General features: G+C 67.1%; 17 protein-coding genes. 10 read left to right on the top strand and 7 right to left on the bottom strand.

Annotated elements, in window-relative coordinates; genetic code table 11:
- Positions 1-90: 90 nt before the first annotated feature.
- Positions 91-1,005 (bottom strand): NAD(P)-dependent oxidoreductase, encoded by a 915-nt coding sequence (locus tag C3E77_RS02120; protein ID WP_108390131.1) that lies wholly within the window; start codon positions 1,003-1,005, stop codon positions 91-93.
- 162 nt (positions 1,006-1,167) lie between these two features.
- Here C3E77_RS02120 and C3E77_RS02115 point away from each other — a divergent pair, with 162 nt between their 5' ends.
- Positions 1,168-2,640, top strand: coding sequence for a four-carbon acid sugar kinase family protein (locus C3E77_RS02115; protein WP_162924886.1), 1,473 nt, complete (start codon positions 1,168-1,170; stop codon positions 2,638-2,640).
- Positions 2,641-2,660: 20 nt separating this feature from the next.
- On the opposite strand, the gene C3E77_RS02110 is transcribed toward C3E77_RS02115, so the two are convergent.
- A complete protein-coding gene (locus C3E77_RS02110; RefSeq protein ID WP_108390129.1) occupies positions 2,661-4,145 on the bottom strand; it encodes a helix-turn-helix transcriptional regulator in 1,485 nt (494 codons plus the stop codon).
- A 164-nt stretch (positions 4,146-4,309) separates the two neighbouring features.
- On the opposite strand from C3E77_RS02110, the gene aceA reads away from it, so the two are divergent.
- From aceA to C3E77_RS02075, 7 genes are all read left to right on the top strand, one after another.
- Positions 4,310-5,611: an isocitrate lyase gene (aceA, locus tag C3E77_RS02105; protein WP_108390128.1), complete on the top strand. Its 1,302-nt coding sequence runs from the start codon at positions 4,310-4,312 to the stop codon at positions 5,609-5,611.
- A 68-nt stretch (positions 5,612-5,679) separates the two neighbouring features.
- Positions 5,680-7,347: a malate synthase A gene (aceB, locus tag C3E77_RS02100; protein ID WP_108390127.1), complete on the top strand. Its 1,668-nt coding sequence runs from the start codon at positions 5,680-5,682 to the stop codon at positions 7,345-7,347.
- A 120-nt stretch (positions 7,348-7,467) separates the two neighbouring features.
- Positions 7,468-8,094, top strand: coding sequence for an RNA polymerase sigma factor (locus C3E77_RS02095; RefSeq protein WP_108390126.1), 627 nt, complete (start codon positions 7,468-7,470; stop codon positions 8,092-8,094).
- Entirely contained in the window at positions 8,091-9,029 is a 939-nt protein-coding gene (locus C3E77_RS02090; protein WP_108390125.1) for a hypothetical protein, read from the top strand. The genes C3E77_RS02095 and C3E77_RS02090 overlap by 4 nt, the downstream gene beginning before the upstream one ends.
- 108 nt (positions 9,030-9,137) lie before the next feature.
- Complete coding sequence (locus C3E77_RS02085; RefSeq protein ID WP_108390124.1) at positions 9,138-9,578, top strand: VOC family protein; 441 nt, start codon at positions 9,138-9,140, stop codon at positions 9,576-9,578.
- 13 nt (positions 9,579-9,591) lie between these two features.
- On the top strand, positions 9,592-10,257 hold the full coding sequence (locus C3E77_RS02080; protein ID WP_108390123.1) for a winged helix-turn-helix transcriptional regulator: 666 nt from the start codon (positions 9,592-9,594) through the stop codon (positions 10,255-10,257).
- A gap of 1 nt (position 10,258) precedes the next feature.
- Positions 10,259-11,458, top strand: coding sequence for a pyridoxal phosphate-dependent aminotransferase (locus C3E77_RS02075; RefSeq protein WP_108390122.1), 1,200 nt, complete (start codon positions 10,259-10,261; stop codon positions 11,456-11,458).
- 148 nt (positions 11,459-11,606) lie between these two features.
- Here the strand turns inward: C3E77_RS02075 and C3E77_RS02070 are convergent, their stop codons facing one another.
- The 5 genes from C3E77_RS02070 to C3E77_RS02050 all read right to left on the bottom strand — a co-directional run bounded on the left by C3E77_RS02070 (position 11,607) and on the right by C3E77_RS02050 (position 15,224).
- Positions 11,607-12,731, bottom strand: a complete 1,125-nt coding sequence (locus C3E77_RS02070; RefSeq protein WP_108390121.1) for a UDP-N-acetylmuramate dehydrogenase — start codon at positions 12,729-12,731, stop codon at positions 11,607-11,609.
- Between the two features lie 6 nt (positions 12,732-12,737).
- Entirely contained in the window at positions 12,738-13,157 is a 420-nt protein-coding gene (locus C3E77_RS02065) for a MaoC family dehydratase (protein WP_108390120.1), read from the bottom strand.
- Positions 13,154-13,600 (bottom strand): FAS1-like dehydratase domain-containing protein, encoded by a 447-nt coding sequence (locus tag C3E77_RS02060; RefSeq protein WP_108390119.1) that lies wholly within the window; start codon positions 13,598-13,600, stop codon positions 13,154-13,156. Before C3E77_RS02060 ends, C3E77_RS02065 begins: the two co-directional genes overlap by 4 nt.
- Positions 13,601-13,676: 76 nt before the next feature.
- Entirely contained in the window at positions 13,677-14,315 is a 639-nt protein-coding gene (locus C3E77_RS02055) for a DUF937 domain-containing protein (protein ID WP_108390118.1), read from the bottom strand.
- An 81-nt stretch (positions 14,316-14,396) separates the two neighbouring features.
- Positions 14,397-15,224, bottom strand: a complete 828-nt coding sequence (locus C3E77_RS02050; RefSeq protein WP_418288052.1) for a sulfite exporter TauE/SafE family protein — start codon at positions 15,222-15,224, stop codon at positions 14,397-14,399.
- A gap of 130 nt (positions 15,225-15,354) precedes the next feature.
- Here C3E77_RS02050 and C3E77_RS02045 point away from each other — a divergent pair, with 130 nt between their 5' ends.
- Together C3E77_RS02045 and C3E77_RS02040 are read left to right on the top strand one after the other, a co-directional pair.
- Positions 15,355-15,555: a ferredoxin gene (locus tag C3E77_RS02045; RefSeq protein ID WP_108390116.1), complete on the top strand. Its 201-nt coding sequence runs from the start codon at positions 15,355-15,357 to the stop codon at positions 15,553-15,555.
- Positions 15,552-16,754, top strand: a complete 1,203-nt coding sequence (locus C3E77_RS02040) for an NAD(P)/FAD-dependent oxidoreductase (protein WP_108390115.1) — start codon at positions 15,552-15,554, stop codon at positions 16,752-16,754. Before C3E77_RS02045 ends, C3E77_RS02040 begins: the two co-directional genes overlap by 4 nt.
- Positions 16,755-17,236: the final 482 nt, after the last annotated feature.

Genomic DNA, 17,236 nt, shown 5'->3' with positions numbered 1-17,236 from the left:
GTGCGTGGTGCGAGCAATCCTATAGGATATTTCTAGCCCTGTCGATGGCTCACAACTACGGAATAAGCAGCCGGACGTCGCCGGCCGGCGTCAGAAGGTTCGACCGGGCGCGACCACCCGGATGACCGCGGAATCGTCAGCGGCTCCGAGGCCCTGTGCCTGGCCAAGCAGGAACAACTGTTCGGCCGCGGCGGCGACCGGCGCCGGCAGTCCAGCGGCACGAGTCGCCGCGCCGACGATGCCCAGGTCCTTGACGAAAATGTCGAGCCTGCTCAACACCTCCGCGCCGTCATCGTCGTACGCTTCCAGCATCCGCGGCCCACGGTTCGAGAGCATGAATGACCCAGCGGCGCCCGCTTCGAGGGCCGCCAGTGCCTTGCCCTGATCGAGACCCAGTGCGTCAGCGAGGGCAAGGGCCTCAGCCGCTGCAGCAATGTGCACTCCGCACAGCAGCTGGTTGACGGTCTTCATCGCCTGCCCGTCCCCCGGCTTGTCGCCGACCACCGTCAGCGTCGATGCGAGCAGATCGAGGACCGGTCGCGCCCGCTCAAGCGCCTGCGGCGATGCACCGACGACGATGAGCAGATCGCCCTGCCCCGCCCGAACCGGACCGCCGGACAGCGGGGCATCGACGAGCTCGACACCACGCGCGGCGAGCCGCTCGACGGTCGCCGGAATGGCATCCGCCCCGATCGTGCTGGTGAGGATCACGATGCTTCCAGGCCTCAGCACCTCGGCGACGCCGTCAGGGCCGAAGAGGGCACTGTCGAGTTGATCGCCGTTTCTCACAGCGATCAGCACGATATCCGCGCCACGGGCAGCATCGGGAGCCGACTCGAAACAGTCCACTCCTCGCTCTACGGCGAGCGCCATCCGTGCTGCATCGAAGTCGAAGGCTCGCACAGAAAGGCCACTGGCGAGTCGCGTCGCCATCGGCAGTCCCATCGCTCCCAGACCGAGAACTGCCACGGTGTCAGGGGCGAATGCCGGGGGTGTCGTGGTCATGGGGGTCTCCTGTCCAGCGCCGTTGCGGGTTCTCACACCTCAGTGGATGTGTTCGTCATCTTATATATTTGGCGCTGTCACCCGGAACGGCTCGTGGCGGTTCCGGAGCGGCGATGGAGCCACAGCGCCGGGGCGCCCGGCAGTATCAACGGGGAGCAGCAGATGAGCGACACACCCAACGCGTCGGCCAGCCGCACGATGCAGGAACTCTCAACCGGCCTCCCTGACCCACTGACCATTCCCGACGCACGCCGGCGGATCCGCGAGGCCTACGAGTCAGGCAACCGCTGGGTGATCGTGCTTGACGACGACCCCACCGGCAGCCAGACCGTTCACGACACCCCGGTTCTGACGAGCTGGGATGCCGATGATCTCGAGTGGGCGTTCGACCAGCCCGGCCACGGGTTCTTCATCCTCACCAATTCGCGGGGATTCAACGACGACGAAGCCCGCGAGCGGGTATCAGAGGTCGCCAGAGCGGTCGAGCGGGAAGCCAGGAAGCGAGGCGCCGAGGTCGCGCTGATCGCACGAGGCGATTCAACCCTCCGTGGGCACTACCCGCTTGAGACGGACGTGCTCATCACTCAGGCGGCGACCGCGGGGATGCCGTTCAGTGCCCTGCTCCTCGCACCGGCCTACTTCCCCGCCGGCCGGGTGACGGTGGGAGACGTGCACTACGTCGGCACGGGTGACACGTTCGTTCCCGTTGGACTCTCGAACTACGCGAAGGATGCAACGTTCGGATTCTCGGCGTCGACGCTCCCCGATTACATCGAGGAAAAGACGGGTGGCGCGATCCCGGCAACGGATGTGATCAGCATCGGTCTCGAGGACATCCGCCAGGGTGGCCCCGAGCGCGTACGTGACATTCTGCTGGGCTGCACCGACGCCCAGCCGGTCGCGGTCAACCTGCTCGAGGAGGCCGACCTCGACGTCGTCGTGCTCGGGCTGTTGCTGGCCGAAGAACAGGGAGCAAGGGTCCTGACTCGCTGCGGGCCGTCGTTCCCGGGAGCGAGGCTCGGCATCGCCGCCCGGGAGCCACTCACCCACGACGAGATCTTCGCAGGGGGCGAGCGCCCTGGCCACGGACTCGTCGTTGTCGGATCGCACGTCGAACTCACCACCCGCCAGATCGCGCACCTGCACGCTGAGGTCACCGACATCGAGACCGTTGTCGTCGACGTGCCGCGACTGCTCGACCCGGCAGGCTCCGGCCCCGAACTCGCGCGGGTCGGCGAGGCGCTGATCTCGGCGCTCGGCCGCACAGACGTCGTCCTCGCCTCGAGTCGCGAACAGATCACAGGCGACTCCGGTCATTCCAGCCTTGTGATCGCGCAGACGGTCTCCGCGGTGCTCGTCGCGCTCACCGAGATCGCGGTCAGCGATGCGACGCCAGCGTGGGTGATCGCCAAGGGCGGCATCACGTCGAGCGATGTTGCCACGGGCGGTCTGAAGATCCGACGGGCAATGGTTGCGGGCCAGCTGTTCCCCGGCATCGTCTCGGTCTGGCTGCACGTCGGGGAGGACAACCCGGCCCTGAGCGGGCTTCCGTACGTCGTTTTCGCCGGCAATGTCGGCGCGGACGACACCCTGGCCGAGGCCGTCAAGATCCTCCGGGGCGACGCTCGCGCCTGACTCACGAGCCGGCCGGGCGGTTATGCCGGGGCGTGCGCCTCGAGGAACCGGTACACCTCGACCTGGTCCACGCCCGGAAACGTGCCGGTCGGCAGCGCCGCGAGCAGGCTCGTCGGCGTCCGCGCCGCCGGCCACGACTGGTGTTCCCACTTCTCGGCGAGCTCGCTCGGTGCGCTCTTGCAGCATCCGTCATCCGGGCAGCTCGACTGCGACCGGTTTGCCGTCTCTCGCCCACGGAACCACTTCACGTGCTCGAACGGCACCCCGACGGTCACCGAGTAGTCACCCTCCTTGGCCTTCTCGATCCGCGAGGTGCACCAGTACGTGCCGTTCGGGTTGTCGGTGTACTGGTACCAGGGGCTGAACCGGTCTTCAGCGGCGAAGACGGTGAACGCCGTCCACTTGCGGCAGACCGTCGTCCCCTCGACCGCGCCGAGGGCATCCGTCGGGTGCTTCACTCCGTCGTTGGAGTACGCCTTCACGATCGTGCCCGATTCGTGGACCTTGGTGAAGTGCACAGGGATGCCGAGGCGCGCGGTGGCGAGATTGGTGAAGCGGTGGGCTGCGGTCTCGTACGAGACCGCGAACGCGTCGCGGAGATCCTCCATTGAAATTCGGCGGAAGTTCTTCGCCTCGGTGAGGAACCGGACGGCGTCAGACTCCGGCAGCAGGATCGCCGCCGTGAGGTAGTTGGTCTCGACGCGCTGCCGGAGGAAGTCGGCGTAACTCGTCGGCTCGGAGTGCCCGAGCACGTGACTCGCGAAGGCCTGCACGACCGGTGAGCGTGAGTCGCGGGATGCCGACTGCGACGTCGGCAGGTAGATCCGGCCGTTGCGCGAATCGGTAACCGACCGGGTCGAGTGCGGCAGGTCGCCGACGTAGTGCAGCGTGAACCCGAGGTGGTTGGCCATGTCACCGACGAGCTGCTGTGACACGGGGCCGCCGGTGTGCCCGACAGCCGCGAGGAGTTTCTTCGCCTGCGCCTCGAGCTCGGGGAAGTAGTTGTCTTTCGCTCGCATCGTCGCCCGCAGTGACGCATTTGCGCGCCGGGCCTCCTCCGGGGTCGCCGCCCGTTCGCGGTGCAGCCGCTCAACCTCGGTGGCGAGCGCCAGGATCGTGCGCAGCGTGTCATCGCTGTGGCCCTTCGACACCCGGATCGGGTCGATGCCGAGTGCGGAGAACACCGGGCCGCGCTGGGCACGCTCGACGGCGATCTCGAGGGCTGCCCGTTCGCTCGGGGCCTCATCGTGCAGAAGATCGTCGGTAGTTGTACCGAGCGCCACAGCGATCTGGCGCAGCATCGAGAGCCTCGGCTCCCGCTTGCCGTTCTCGATCGTCGACACCTGAGATGGAGCGCGGTCGATCGCCGCGCCCAGCTGCTCGAGCGTCATTCCGCGGGCGACGCGCAGCGAACGGATGCGACGGCCAAGCAGGAGGGCGTCGACGGTTCCCTCGTCGGGCTCGGCAGTCGCGAGAGTTCGTGGGTCAGCTGCGGTGCTGGTCATGGTGCCATCGTCGCATTCAGCACTCCTTTCGACAACCAGAAGAATCGCGGTTTTTCTACCGAGTTTTCCGGATGCGGCGCGGCATCCGGCCCACAGACTCTCTGTACGACCTCCGAACCACGGCTCCTCGAAGCCGGTTCGGCCCACGACGAAGGAGCACAACGATGAGCACCGACAACACCCGCCCAGGCGACCAGGTCCAGACCGCGGCCGAACTGCAGCTCGAGTGGGACGCCAACCCCCGCTGGGAAGGTGTCCGGCGTGACTACACGGCCGCCGAGGTCGTCGCGCTTCGGGGCAGTGTCCGTGAGGACGCAACCCTCGCCCGCCGCGGTGCCGAGAACCTGTGGAACCTCATCCACTCCGAGGAGTGGGTCCCGGCACTCGGTGCCCTCACCGGCAACCAGGCCGTGCAGCAGGTTCGCGCCGGCCTCAAGGCCATCTACCTCTCCGGCTGGCAGGTCGCCGCAGACGCGAACCTCTCCGGCCAGACCTACCCGGACCAGTCGCTCTACCCGGCGAACTCGGTTCCGAGTGTCGTCCGCCGCATCAACAACGCGCTGCTCCGCGCCGACCAGATTGAGTTCGCCGAGACCGGAACCACCACTGTGGACTGGCTCGCTCCAATTGTCGCCGACGCTGAGGCCGGATTCGGGGGGCCGCTCAACGCCTACGAGCTGATGGCATCCATGATCTCGGCGGGAGCCGCTGGCGTGCACTGGGAAGACCAGCTCGCGAGCGAGAAGAAGTGCGGCCACATGGGCGGCAAGGTCCTCATCCCGACCAGCCAGCACATCCGCACCCTCAATGCCGCTCGGCTCGCCGCCGACGTTGCCGGCGTGCCGAGCGTCATCATCGCCCGCACCGACGCCCTCGCGGCGACGCTGCTGACGAGCGACGTCGACGAACGCGACCGCCCCTTCCTCACCGGAACCCGCACCGCCGAAGGGTTCTACGAGGTGACGAACGGCATCGACACCGTGATCTCCCGTGGCCTCGCCTACGCCGAATACGCCGACCTGCTCTGGGTCGAGTCGGCCGAGCCTGACCTCGAGCTCGCCCGCCGGTTCGCCGAGCGCATCCACCAGGACTTCCCCGGCAAGAAACTCGCCTACAACTGCTCGCCGTCGTTCAACTGGAAATCCCACCTCGACGACGCGCAGATCGCGACCTTCCAGAAGGAACTCGCGGCAATGGGCTACGCCTTCCAGTTCATCACGCTGGCCGGCTTCCACGCGCTGAACCACTCAATGTTCACGCTCGCTCAGGACTACAAGAACCGCGCCATGAGCGCATACGTCGAACTGCAGGAAGCCGAATTCGCCTCGGAGGCAGACGGCTACACCGCGACCAAGCACCAGCGCGAAGTGGGCACAGGCTACTTCGACCGGATCGCAACGGCCCTGAACCCCACGAGCGCCACCCTCGCGCTCGTCGGCTCGACCGAAGAAGACCAGTTCCACTAACCACTTTTCCGCCCGGCCGTTCGCGACAGTTCGTTCGCGGCCGGGCGACCCCCGAAGGGATTGTCATCATGAACACTCTGCTCACCGAACCCGGCACGACACCCACCACCTCATTCGCTTCCTCCACCCCCACCGGACCCCGCATCGAGGTCGTCGGCCGCATACACGAACGATTCGACGAGATCCTTACCCCAGAGGCACTGCAGTTCCTCGCCGAGCTGCACCAGCGCTTCGCCGGCCCGAGGCACGACCGGCTCGCCGACCGCATGCGCCGCAGGTTCGAGATCGGCAACGGCCGCGACCCGAAGTTCCGCGATGACACCGCGTCGATCCGGGCGGATGCCACCTGGCGCGTCGCCGGGGCCGGCCCGGGTCTCGACGACCGCCGCGTCGAGATCACCGGACCCACCGACCGCAAGATGACCATCAACGCGCTCAACTCCGGTGCGAACGTGTGGCTCGCCGACCAGGAGGACGCCACGAGCCCTACCTGGGCGAACGTAATCGGTGGCCAGATCTCCCTGTTCGACGCGATCCGTCGGCAGATCGACTTCACCAGCGCAGAGGGAAAGGAATACCGCCTCACCACGGGCGAGACGCCGACCATCGTGATGCGGCCCCGGGGCTGGCACCTCGTCGAGAAGCACCTTCGGTTCGTTGACTCCGCCGGTCACGCGATGGCGGCATCCGGAAGCCTCGTCGACTTCGGCCTGTATTTCCTTCACAACGCGCAGGCGCTCATCGACTCGGGCCGCGGACCCTACTTCTACCTCGCCAAGCTCGAATCGAGCGAGGAAGCCCGCCTCTGGAACGACGTGTTCACGTTCTCCGAACAGCGCGCAGGCATCCCGCACGGAACCATCCGAGCGACGGTGCTCATCGAGACCCTGCCCGCCGCGTTCGAGATGGACGAGATTCTCTACGAGTTGCGCGACCACTGCGCCGGACTCAACGCCGGCCGCTGGGATTACATCTTCTCGATCATCAAGAACTACCGCGGCCGCGGTGCCCGGTTCGTTCTGCCCGACCGCAGCGAGGTGACGATGACCGTTCCGTTCATGCGGGCGTACACCGAACTGCTCGTGAAGACCTGCCACAAGCGGGGCGCACACGCCATCGGCGGGATGAGTGCCTTCATTCCGAACCGTCGCGACCCCGAGGTGACCGCCCGCGCGATCGAGAAGGTCTCGGCAGACAAGAGACGCGAGGCCGGCGACGGTTTCGACGGCACCTGGGTTGCCCACCCCGACCTGATCGAGACGGCCCGCGGTGAGTTCGATGCTGTCCTCGGCGAGCGCCCGAACCAGCTCGACCGCCAGCGCGACGACGTCGAGGTGACCGCGGCGCAGCTGCTCGATGTGCACATCGGTCGTGCGGTGACGGATGCCGGGCTTCGCGACAACGTCTCGATCGGCGTTCGGTACCTCGAATCGTGGCTCCGAGGCATCGGCGCTGCCGCGATCGACAACCTGATGGAGGATGCCGCGACCGCGGAGATCAGCCGCTCGCAGATCTGGCAGTGGATTCACCAGGACGTGCGCACCGATGACGGCGCCCCGATCACCCGTGACCGGGTCGAGGAGATCCTCACCGAGCTGCTCGGGTCGGTCGACAGGTTCGACGGCGACCGGTTCGACGACGCCGCCGACGTTTTCCGTGACGTCGCGCTAAGGGACGAGTTCCCGACGTTCCTCACCGTTGGTGCGTACTCGCGGTTCCTCGTCGACCTCGCCTGACGGCATCCGCGTCGCCCCTGACAAACGGTCCCCGCACGCTCGTGCGGGGACCGTTGTGCGATCGCCGAAGAAAACTTTGGGGTCGATGGAACCTTTCGCGGCATGCCGGACACTACAGGTATGAGCATTCCCCTGAGCGACGCCGACGAGTGGCACGCTGTTCTGGCCGGAGACGGCGAGGCTTTCGCCCGCATCTTCGACAGGCACAGCCAGCGCGTCTACCGCCACAGCCTCGCGATGGTACCGGCCGCCGATGACGCGCAGGATGTCGTCGGTGTCACCTTTCTTGAAGCGTGGCGAAAGCGCGGTGACGTCCGCTTTGTGAACGGGTCACTCCTTCCCTGGCTTCTCGTGACCGCATCCCATTCGTCGAAGAACATCTCGCGGGCAGCCCGGCGGTACCGGAACCTGCTCGAACACGTTCCCCGACCCGAGTCGCAGGCTGGACCGGAGCTGATGCCCGACGACGGCGCCGCGATGACGGCGCTCCGTGACCTCGGGACCCACCAGCGCGACGTTGTCGCCCTCTGCGTCATCGAGGGCTTCAGTGAAGCCGAGGCCGCAGAGGCGCTCGGTGTTCCAGTGGGAACCGTGAAGTCCCGGCTGCACCGGGCAAAACAGACACTGGCCAGTCACCTGCGTCAAGACATCACCCCCGACCTGCTGGCGCCGGCCACTTCCCGCGCCGTCTCATCCCCCACCGACACGACCACCACCGATTCGATCGAAATGAGTGCTTCCCGATGACCTCCCTCGGCACCGAACAAGCCAGCGCCCTCCGACGCATCCTCGTCGACACCGTCGAGCACCCCGTTTCCCCTCAGCCGCCCAGGCGGCCCCTGATCGCTGGCCTCATCGCGGTGCCGCTTGCGGCCGCGCTCGTGATCGGCACCGTCGTGTTCGGCCCCAGCCCGGACGCCGCCCAGGCATCGGAGGCGCTGAGGGACGCTGCCGACCGGACAATCAGCGTGTCAGACCCTTTCGTTGGCGAGGGCGAGTACCTGAAAATCACCACCGAGCAGGCTTTCCTCGCGTACGAGGTCACCGCTGACGGCGACTACTCGGCATACCGGTCGACCACGGTGACCGAGGTCTTCGTTCCTGCCAGCCCCGGCGATGACTGGGTGCAGCGAGTGACCGCACAGCCGGCCACGGAGTTCTACGGTGAGGCATCACACGCCGCAGCCGAGCGCGACTGGGCAAACACCGTCGATAACGGCGTCGTCCAGATCAGCCGCGATTCGGACGGAGACTTCGTCCACGCGCGGGAACTCGGCGGCGAGGTCGCGGCGCCCGTTCTGCCGAGCGACCCGGAGGAAGCCCTGGCCTTCCTTTACGACATGCCCTACGGGAACGGGACCGACGAGGGTGCTCTCTCGTACGCCGCACAGCTGCTCCGCGACGGCACGATGGCGGCAGAGCAGCGCTCCACGCTGTACCAGGCACTGGCGCTACTGCCCGGTATCCGCATCACCGACGGCAATGCCGCACTGGACGGACGCACCGGGATCGCATTCAGCATCGACTCCGACACCACAGTCCCGGAGATCATCGTCGACCCGGACACCGGCCAGTTCATCGGTCAACGCTCACTCACTCCCGCCGCACAGGGCGCCATACCGGCCGGAACCGTTGAGGATTACACCGCCGTGACGACGACGGTGGTCGACGAGGTGCCGTAAGGCCTGGCGGCGGCCCTCGATAAAACAGGGGTATTGACGAGTTACTTGCTTTTTGCAAGCATGGCTCCTGACGGTGACCGTCACCGCCGGAACGTCAAAGGAGACACCATGACCGACATCTTCGTCAACCTCCCCACAACGGACCTTGAGCGCTGCAAAGCGTTCTATACGGCCCTCGGCTGGACAATCAATCCGCAGTTCACCGACGAGAACGCCGCGTGCGTCGTCGTCGACACGAACATCTACTTCATGTTCCTCACGCATGAATTCTTTGCCACATTCACCGACAAGCAGATCATCGACACCACCACGTCTGCGCAGGCCTCGACCGGATTCAGCCGGGACAGCCGTGAAGCTGTGGACGCCATGATGGAGAAGGGTCTCGCGGCTGGGGGAACCGAACCGCGCGCCGCCCAGGACTACGGGTTCATGTATTCACGCGACCTCGAGGACCCGGACGGCAACATCCTCGGCTTCCTCTACATGGATCCCGTCGCCGCGGAAAAGGGGCCAGAAACCTATATGGCAGAACAGGGCGCTCAGGCTTGAAACGCGCCCGGTCATGACAGCTCGCAATTACGGTCAGAACAGCGGCCTGGTGAGTGCCCTCGAGCTGGTCGGCGAACGGTGGGCACTGCTCATCGTTCGCGACCTGCTCGTCGGGCCGCGCCGTTACACCGATCTCAAGGCCGGGCTGCCGCGCATTCCCACCAACATCCTCAGCACCCGGTTGAAAGAGCTGCAGGAGGGCGGCGTCATCCGTCGCGCCCCGCTCCACCACTCGGTCGTGTACGACCTCACCGATGCCGGGCGTGAACTCGAGCAGGTCGTCCTCGCACTCAGCCGGTGGGGGCTCAGCGCAGCGGGCGAACCGGCGGACGACGACGTCATCACGGCGGAATCGCTCACCCTCGATCTTCGATCCGTATTCCAAACGGATGCCGCCACCGGTTACGAACCGACGGCCTACGGTGTGCGCGTGGGTGACGTGCACCTCACTGCCAGGGTGGACGGTTCGGCGCTCGACATTTCGCCAGGAGCCTCCGGTGCGACCGACGCCGATCTCGATTTCGCGGCCGGCCACGGCATCCGATCGGTGATCACGGGTGAGGTGACGGCGGACGCGGCGATCGAGCGGGGAATCGTGCGGATCCTCTCCGGTAATGCGGCGTTGATGAACCGCTTCGCTGCAACCTTTACGGCCGCACGGCAGACGGTACCCTTCTAGGGTGAGCACAACACCGAGACTCTCCACCAAGATTTCCGCCATCGCCGAGTCAGCAACGCTGAAGGTCGATTCGAAGGCCAAGGCGCTGCAGGCCGATGGCCGGCCCGTGATCAGCTACGCCGCTGGTGAGCCTGATTTCGCGACGCCGCAGCACATCGTCGACGCCGCGATCGCCGCCGCGAGCGACAAGAAAAACCACAGGTACACGCCGGCAGCCGGGCTCCCTGACCTGCGTGAGGCCATCGCCGCGAAGACCCTGCGCGACTCGGGTCTCGCCGCAAGCGCGAGCCAGGTGCTCGTCACCAACGGCGGCAAGCAGTCCGTCTACGAGGCGTTCCAGGTGCTGCTCAACCCGGGCGACGAGGTCATCGTGCCGACGCCGTTCTGGACCACGTACCCCGAGGTCATCGCGCTCGCCGACGGTGTTGCCGTCGAGGTATTCGCGGACGCATCGCAGGGCTACCAGGTCACCGTCGAGCAGCTCGAAGCCGCACGCACCGAGCGCACGAAGGTGCTGCTGTTCGTGTCTCCGTCGAACCCGACCGGTGCCGTGTACTCGCCCGAGCAGACCAGGGCCATCGGCGAGTGGGCGCTCGAGCACGGAATCTGGGTGATCTCCGACGAGATCTACCAGAACCTCACCTACGACGGCGTGAAGGCCCTCTCGATCGTCGAGGCGGTCCCGGCGCTCGCCGAGCAGACCCTGCTCGTCAACGGCGTCGCAAAAACGTACGCGATGACCGGCTGGCGGGTGGGCTGGACCGTCGGCCCGGCCGACGCCATCAAGGCGCTCTCGAACCTGCAGTCGCACCTCTCCGGCAACGTGAACAACATCGCCCAGCGTGCCGCGATCGCCGCGCTCACCGGCCCCCAGGACGACGTGGAGACCATGCGCCTGGCATTCGACCGACGGCGTCAGGTGATCGTGAAAGAGCTCAACAAGATCGACGGGTTCTCGGTGCCGACCCCGCAGGGCGCGTTCTACGTGTACGCGGATGTCACGGGGCTGCTCGGTCGGGAATGGAACGGCGTCACCCCGACGACGTCGCTCGAACTCGCCGACCTCATGCTCGATCAGGCCGAGGTCGCTGCCGTTCCCGGTGAGGCCTTCGGCCCGTCGGGCTACCTGCGCTTCAGCTACGCGCTCGGCGACGACGCACTGCTCGAGGGCGTGCAGCGGCTGCAGAAGCTCTTCGGGTAGAACCCAACCGCTGCACCCGCCGAGAACATCACTTCCGGTCGAGAACATCCCGCGCAACCGATGTTCTCGACCGCAATTGATGCGTTCGGCGCAGCGACTGCCCGCGCGAACCGGACGCGGCCGACCGGGCGCGCCAGCGCGCGACCGCCTAGAACTCGACGTTCACGAACACCGGCTCGGGCTGCAGTACGACACCGAACTCGGCACCGACGCGCATCTGCACGTAGCGCGCGAGCGCGGCGATCTCGTCGGCCGTCGCCCCACCCGTGTTGGTCAGGGCGAGCGTGTGCTTGCTCGAAATCGCGGCGCGCGATCCCGGCAGCCGGAACCCGCGGCGGATGCCCGAGCGTTCAATCAGCCAGGCGGCGGAGAGCTTGACCCTCGCGTCATGCTCGAGCGACGGGCGCGGGACCTCGCCCGTCCACTCACCGAGGGGAATGACGACCGCGTCGTCTGCGTCATCATCCGCAATCGGCCAGCGCGGTGCATCCGCCGGCAACGACCGGGCGAACGACTCGGAAACGATGGGATTGGTAAAGAAGGATCCGGCGCTCGAGGTGTCAGGGTCTGCCGGGTCGAGAACCATGCCCTTCGACCGGCGAAGCTCGAGCACGGTGCGCCGCACGTCGGCGATCGGGAGCCGGGTGCCAAGCTCGACGCCGAGCGATGAGGCCAGCTGCGGGTACGCGACAGGAGCGCTCAGCCCGCCGGCATCCGTCAGTTCAACGTCGATCGACACGACGACGCCGTCGCGGACCGGTGCCTCGCCGCCGTGGCGCTTGAGCACCGACGTTCGATAGCCGAGGCCCAGTTCGGATGCCGGCACGCGAACGAGATCGCCGTGCTCGCGGTCGAGCAGTTCGACGGCGACGAGACTCGCCGACAGTTCCTGCCCGTACGCTCCGATGTTCTGGATCGGCCCGGCACCGCATGATCCCGGGATTCCGCTCAGCGCTTCGATTCCGGCGAGGCCGCGGTCGACGGCGTACGCGACGAGGTCGTCCCAGCTCTCGCCGGCCTCGACCCGGAGCAGCACGCGCCCGTTCGCGGCACCGACCTGCTCGATACCCCGCGTCGCGACGCGAACGAGGGTGCCGTCATAGCCGTCGTCGCCGACGAGCACGTTGGAGCCGCCGCCGAGCACGAACGGATCGTCGCCCTCGTGCCACACCGTGGTGACCGCGTGGATGAGTTCGTCGCGAGTGGTGGCGGTGACCGTGTGCGCGGCGGGTCCACCGACCCCGAGTGTCGTCAGTTCAGCGAGTGTCGTCATCGGCGGTTATCCGAGCGCAACGCGGGCCTGGGCCTTGCCGAGCACGGTCTTGCCGTCGAAGCTCACCGTGAGGTCGACACGGGCGATACCCGCCTCGATCGCACCGATCTTCGCCACAACGGTGACGAGCGCACCATCCTGCGGGTCGACGACGACCGGCCGGGTGAACTTCACCGCGTAATCGACGACCCGAGCGGGGTCCCCGATCCAGTCGACAACCGGCTGAACGGCGAATCCCATGGTGAGCATGCCGTGTGCGAGAACACCGGGCAGGCCGACGGATGCCGCGACATCGTCACGGTAGTGAATGGGGTTGAAGTCTCCGGATGCTCCCGCGTACCGAACGAGCGAATCGCGCGTCAGCGGGAACTCACGTTCGGCGATCACGTCACCGACGGTGAGCTGGTCAAGGGTGGGTGTACTCATTCGTCACCTCGCACAACAAGGGTGGATGTCGCCGTGACGACGTGGGCGCCTGAGGCGTCGACCATGGTGGACTCAGCGGTCACCATGGCGTGCGGGCCCAGGGTTTTGACGCTCGTCACCGCGAGGGTCGCCGTGAGTTCATCGCCGGCGACAACGGGCCGGGAGAAGCTGAACCGCTGGTCGCCGTGGACGACCCGCGAGAAGTCGATGCCGGCATCCGGTTCGCTGAGCAGCTGAGCGAGCGTCTGCTCCTGCACGACGACGGGGAAGGTCGGCGGCGCAACGACGTCTGCGTGACCGGCTGCGCGCGCGGCATCCGTGGCGAAGTGGATGGGGTTCGTGGCGAACACGGCTCTCGAGAATTCGCGAATCTTCTCGAGCCCGACGAGATATGGCGGGGCCGGCGGGAACACGCGACCCTGAAGTTCGGGGTTTACTGGCACTCTGCCAGCCTACCCGGGCGGGCCGACACGACAGGCCAGGCGCTGTGCCGGTGCAGTCACGTCACGCTCGGCCACCCTAGGTGCGGCCACCGCCGAGAAAGCATCCGAGGACGTCGCCGATCCCGCCCGATGTTTTGCCGCTGCCGCCGAGCATCGTGCCGAGCACCTCGCGGATCCCGCTGGCGTCGGCAGTGCCGCTGGCAGTCGAGCCGCTGACGGTCGTACCGCTGGCGGAAGTGGTGGCGCCGGGGATCGTACTGCTGTCCGTGGCGCCGACGGGGTGCACGGTTCCGCTGCTCCCCGCGCGCTCCGGAAGTTGTTCGGCGAGATAGCTCAGCACGATCGGCGCAAGGATCGGAAGCAACTCGCCGACGACGGGACCGGCCGGTGCCGGTGCCTGCCCTGTGCTCCCCGAGAGGGTGGCGACGACCTGGTCCTTGTGTCCGCCAAAGACGTGGCCGACGATCTTCTCGCCGTCGGCCGGGTTGACCTCGTCGAGGTTGACCGGCGCATCGGCGAGCGCCGGGGAATGATCCGACACCGCCTTTTCGAGAGCCGCGGCACCCGCCGGGTCTTCCGTATTCATCTCGAGGGCGCTGACGATGGCGGGCAGAGCGTCCTCTACGGCAGCCGTTGCGGTGGCATCGTCGACGCCCAGTCTCGTGGCGATATCGCCGATCGGAATTCTGCCGAGCAAATCGTCGAGTGATGGCATGGTGTTCCCCCTGGTACACGTCGTCCCCCATTGGCCGACGGCAGAAAGGGTACAGACGCCTCATCGGCGACGATAGGGACCTCAGTTGGAACGGAGGAGCTTCACAGTCATCTGCACGGCGACCGCCACGAGGAACACCGCGAAGAGCACCGAAGACAGCGCGGGGGAAATTACCGCGGCCACGGCGGCACCCGCCGCTGTCGTCGTGCAGGCAGCCACGCCGATGACCGCCGCGGCGGGAAGGTCGACGTTGCCCCTGCGGAAGTTGCCGATCGTACCGAAGAGCGCCGTCGGGATGATGACCGCGAGCGAGGTGCCCTTCGCGACGAGGTCGCTCGCACCGAAGAGAAGGATGAGCAGGGGGACGATGACGACGCCTCCCCCGATGCCGAGGAGCCCGGAGAGCACACCCGTACCGAGACCGAGCAGAACGAGTCCAGCCCCGCTGAGCAGCGTGATCTCCACGAAGGCGTCCCGCGATGGCGTGACGAGGAAGAGCGTCGCGATCACGACGAGCAGGAAGCCGATGAAGAGCCAGCTCACCACGCGCCGCGGAATACGGTTGAGCAGCCGGATGCCGATCTGCGCGCCAACGACGCTGCCAGCCACGAGGAGAAGACCGGCAATCCAGTCGACCGACCCGCTGAGTGCGTAACTGAGCACGCCGACGGCGGCCATCGGCACGATGGCTGCGAGCGAGGTCCCAGCGGCGATGCGCTGGTCGAGGGCGAGCAGGAGCAGGAGCGCAGGAACGATGAGGATGCCGCCGCCGACGCCGAAGAGACCGGACAGGAACCCGGCGGCGAGACCGATGACGACGAGCCAGACCCAGTGTCCTCGTGTTCGTGGCTGTGGCATCCGTCTCCCCTCGCGGCCCGAACGGCCGAGAAAGAACCTACCAGTCGCCACGCGGCGCTCGTGATGAGGTCCGGCCGTGTGAAAGCGCTGCGAGGTCGGGAGCAGCGCACGAGCGGGGTTCCGGCTAGTGCCAGAATTGGAGGAGGCGCGCTCGGTGTGAGCGGCGAGGGATGAGGAACCGATGAAGGTCATTGCCGATATCGAAGTGTGTGTTGCCGCCGGAGTGTGCGTGGCCATCGCGCCAGATGTTTTCGACCAGGACGACGAGGTGGGCAAGGTCATTCTGCTCAACGCCACCCCGGGCTCCGATGAGCACGATGCTGTTCGTGACGCCGTCCTCAGCTGCCCGTCAGCGGCGCTGAGGCTCGTCGACGAGTCGTGAGCGACGCTCCCTCCCATATCGTCATCGTCGGGGCGTCGGCCGCCGGGCTGACCACCGCCGCTGCGCTCCGCCGCAACGGGTACGACCGCGCGCTGACGCTCGTGGACAGTGAACGCCACACGCCGTACGATAGGCCGCCCCTCGCCAAGCAGCTGCTCACCGGCGAGTGGGGACCGGAACGCATTGGGTTGAAGACCGACGCCGACCTCGCTGCGCTGGGGGTGAGCATCCGTTCGGGCGTGACGGCGACGGGGCTCGACATCGGTCGTTCCGTTGTGTCGCTGTCGGATGCCACGGACCTCGCGTTCGATCGCCTCGTCGTCGCGACGGGCGTGACACCGCGGGTACTGCCCGACTCGACGCACCTCGCAGGAGTTCACACCCTTCGCACCCTCGACGATGCGCTCGGGCTGAAGGAAGAACTCGTCGCCGGGCGGCACCTCGTGATCGTCGGCGGCGGTTTTCTCGGTACCGAGGTTGCGGCCGCTGCCGTCGGACTCGGGCTCACCGTCACCCTAGTGAATGCTCTGCCCACGCCGCTCGAACGCGGGCTCGGCCCGGCGATCGGCGCCGAGGTGGCCGCACTGCACAGGCTTCACGGTGTCGAGCTGCGGACCGGAGCTGCGTCTGCGGTCCGCTCGCTGGTGGCAGCGGACGGTCGGGTGACCGGCGTCGAGTTTGCCGACGGTTCGCGGCTCGGGGCGGATGTCGTTTTCGTAGCGATCGGTGCGACGCCGGCGATCGGCTGGCTGGCCGGCAGCGGGCTGCGGCTGGGCGACGGGGTCGAGTGCGCGCCTGACCTGTCCGCGGCACCCGGCGTTTATGCCGCCGGTGATGTGGCGCGCTGGGACAACCCGGCATTCGACCAGTCGATGCGGGTCGAGCACCGCACGAACGCGACCGAGCAGGCTGTGCACGTCGCCGGGCGATTGCTCGACGGAGCGCCGGATGCCTTCGCCTCGGTGCCCTACTTCTGGACCGACCAGTACGACCTCAAACTGCAGGTGCACGGGTGGATCAAGGGGTATGACGAGGTGCGGATCCTGGAGGGTTCGCTCGTTGAACGCCGGATGATCGCCGTGTTCCGCCGGGGTGACCGGGTGGTCGGTGCACTCGGTGTCGGCGCCGCGAAGGCGCTGCGCCAGTGGCGGCAGCTCATCGTCGACCGCACCGCCTGGGCGGACGTCGTCGGGAGCTGAGACCCCGGGCGGGCGGGCGGTGCGTGCGCCGTGCTGGTGCACCCCTTTGCTCGGCCATAAACGGTCGTTCACCCCGCAGGCATCCCCTGCTCGGACAGAAAAGGTCGCGTTTCGCGCCCGAACCCAGCCATTTGTGACCGAGCGCGGATTGGTGCAGCCGTTTGTGACCGAGCGCGGGTGTGTTCAGCCGTTTGTGGCCGCGCGCGGGTTCGTTCAGCCGTTTGTGACCGAGCGCGGATTGGTGCAGCCGTTTGTGGCCGAGCAACCCCCGCCACCTTTGCTCGGCCATAAACGGTCGTTCGCCCCGCAGGCATCCCCCGCTCGGACAAAAACGGTCGCCCCTCGCGCGCAAACACAGCGGTTTGTGGCCGCGCGCGGGCTCGTTCAGCCGTTTGTGGCCGCGCAGGATGCCGCGCAACCATTTGCGACCGCGCACGCGCCCCGCCACCTTTGCTCGGCCAGAAATGGTCGTTCGCCCCGCA

It is taken from the genome of Mycetocola zhujimingii, assembly GCF_003065425.1.
GTDB classification, from domain to species: domain Bacteria; phylum Actinomycetota; class Actinomycetes; order Actinomycetales; family Microbacteriaceae; genus Mycetocola_A; species Mycetocola_A zhujimingii.
Note: the sequence above shows the minus strand (reverse complement) of the source record. Positions and strands in the feature narration are given on the sequence as shown.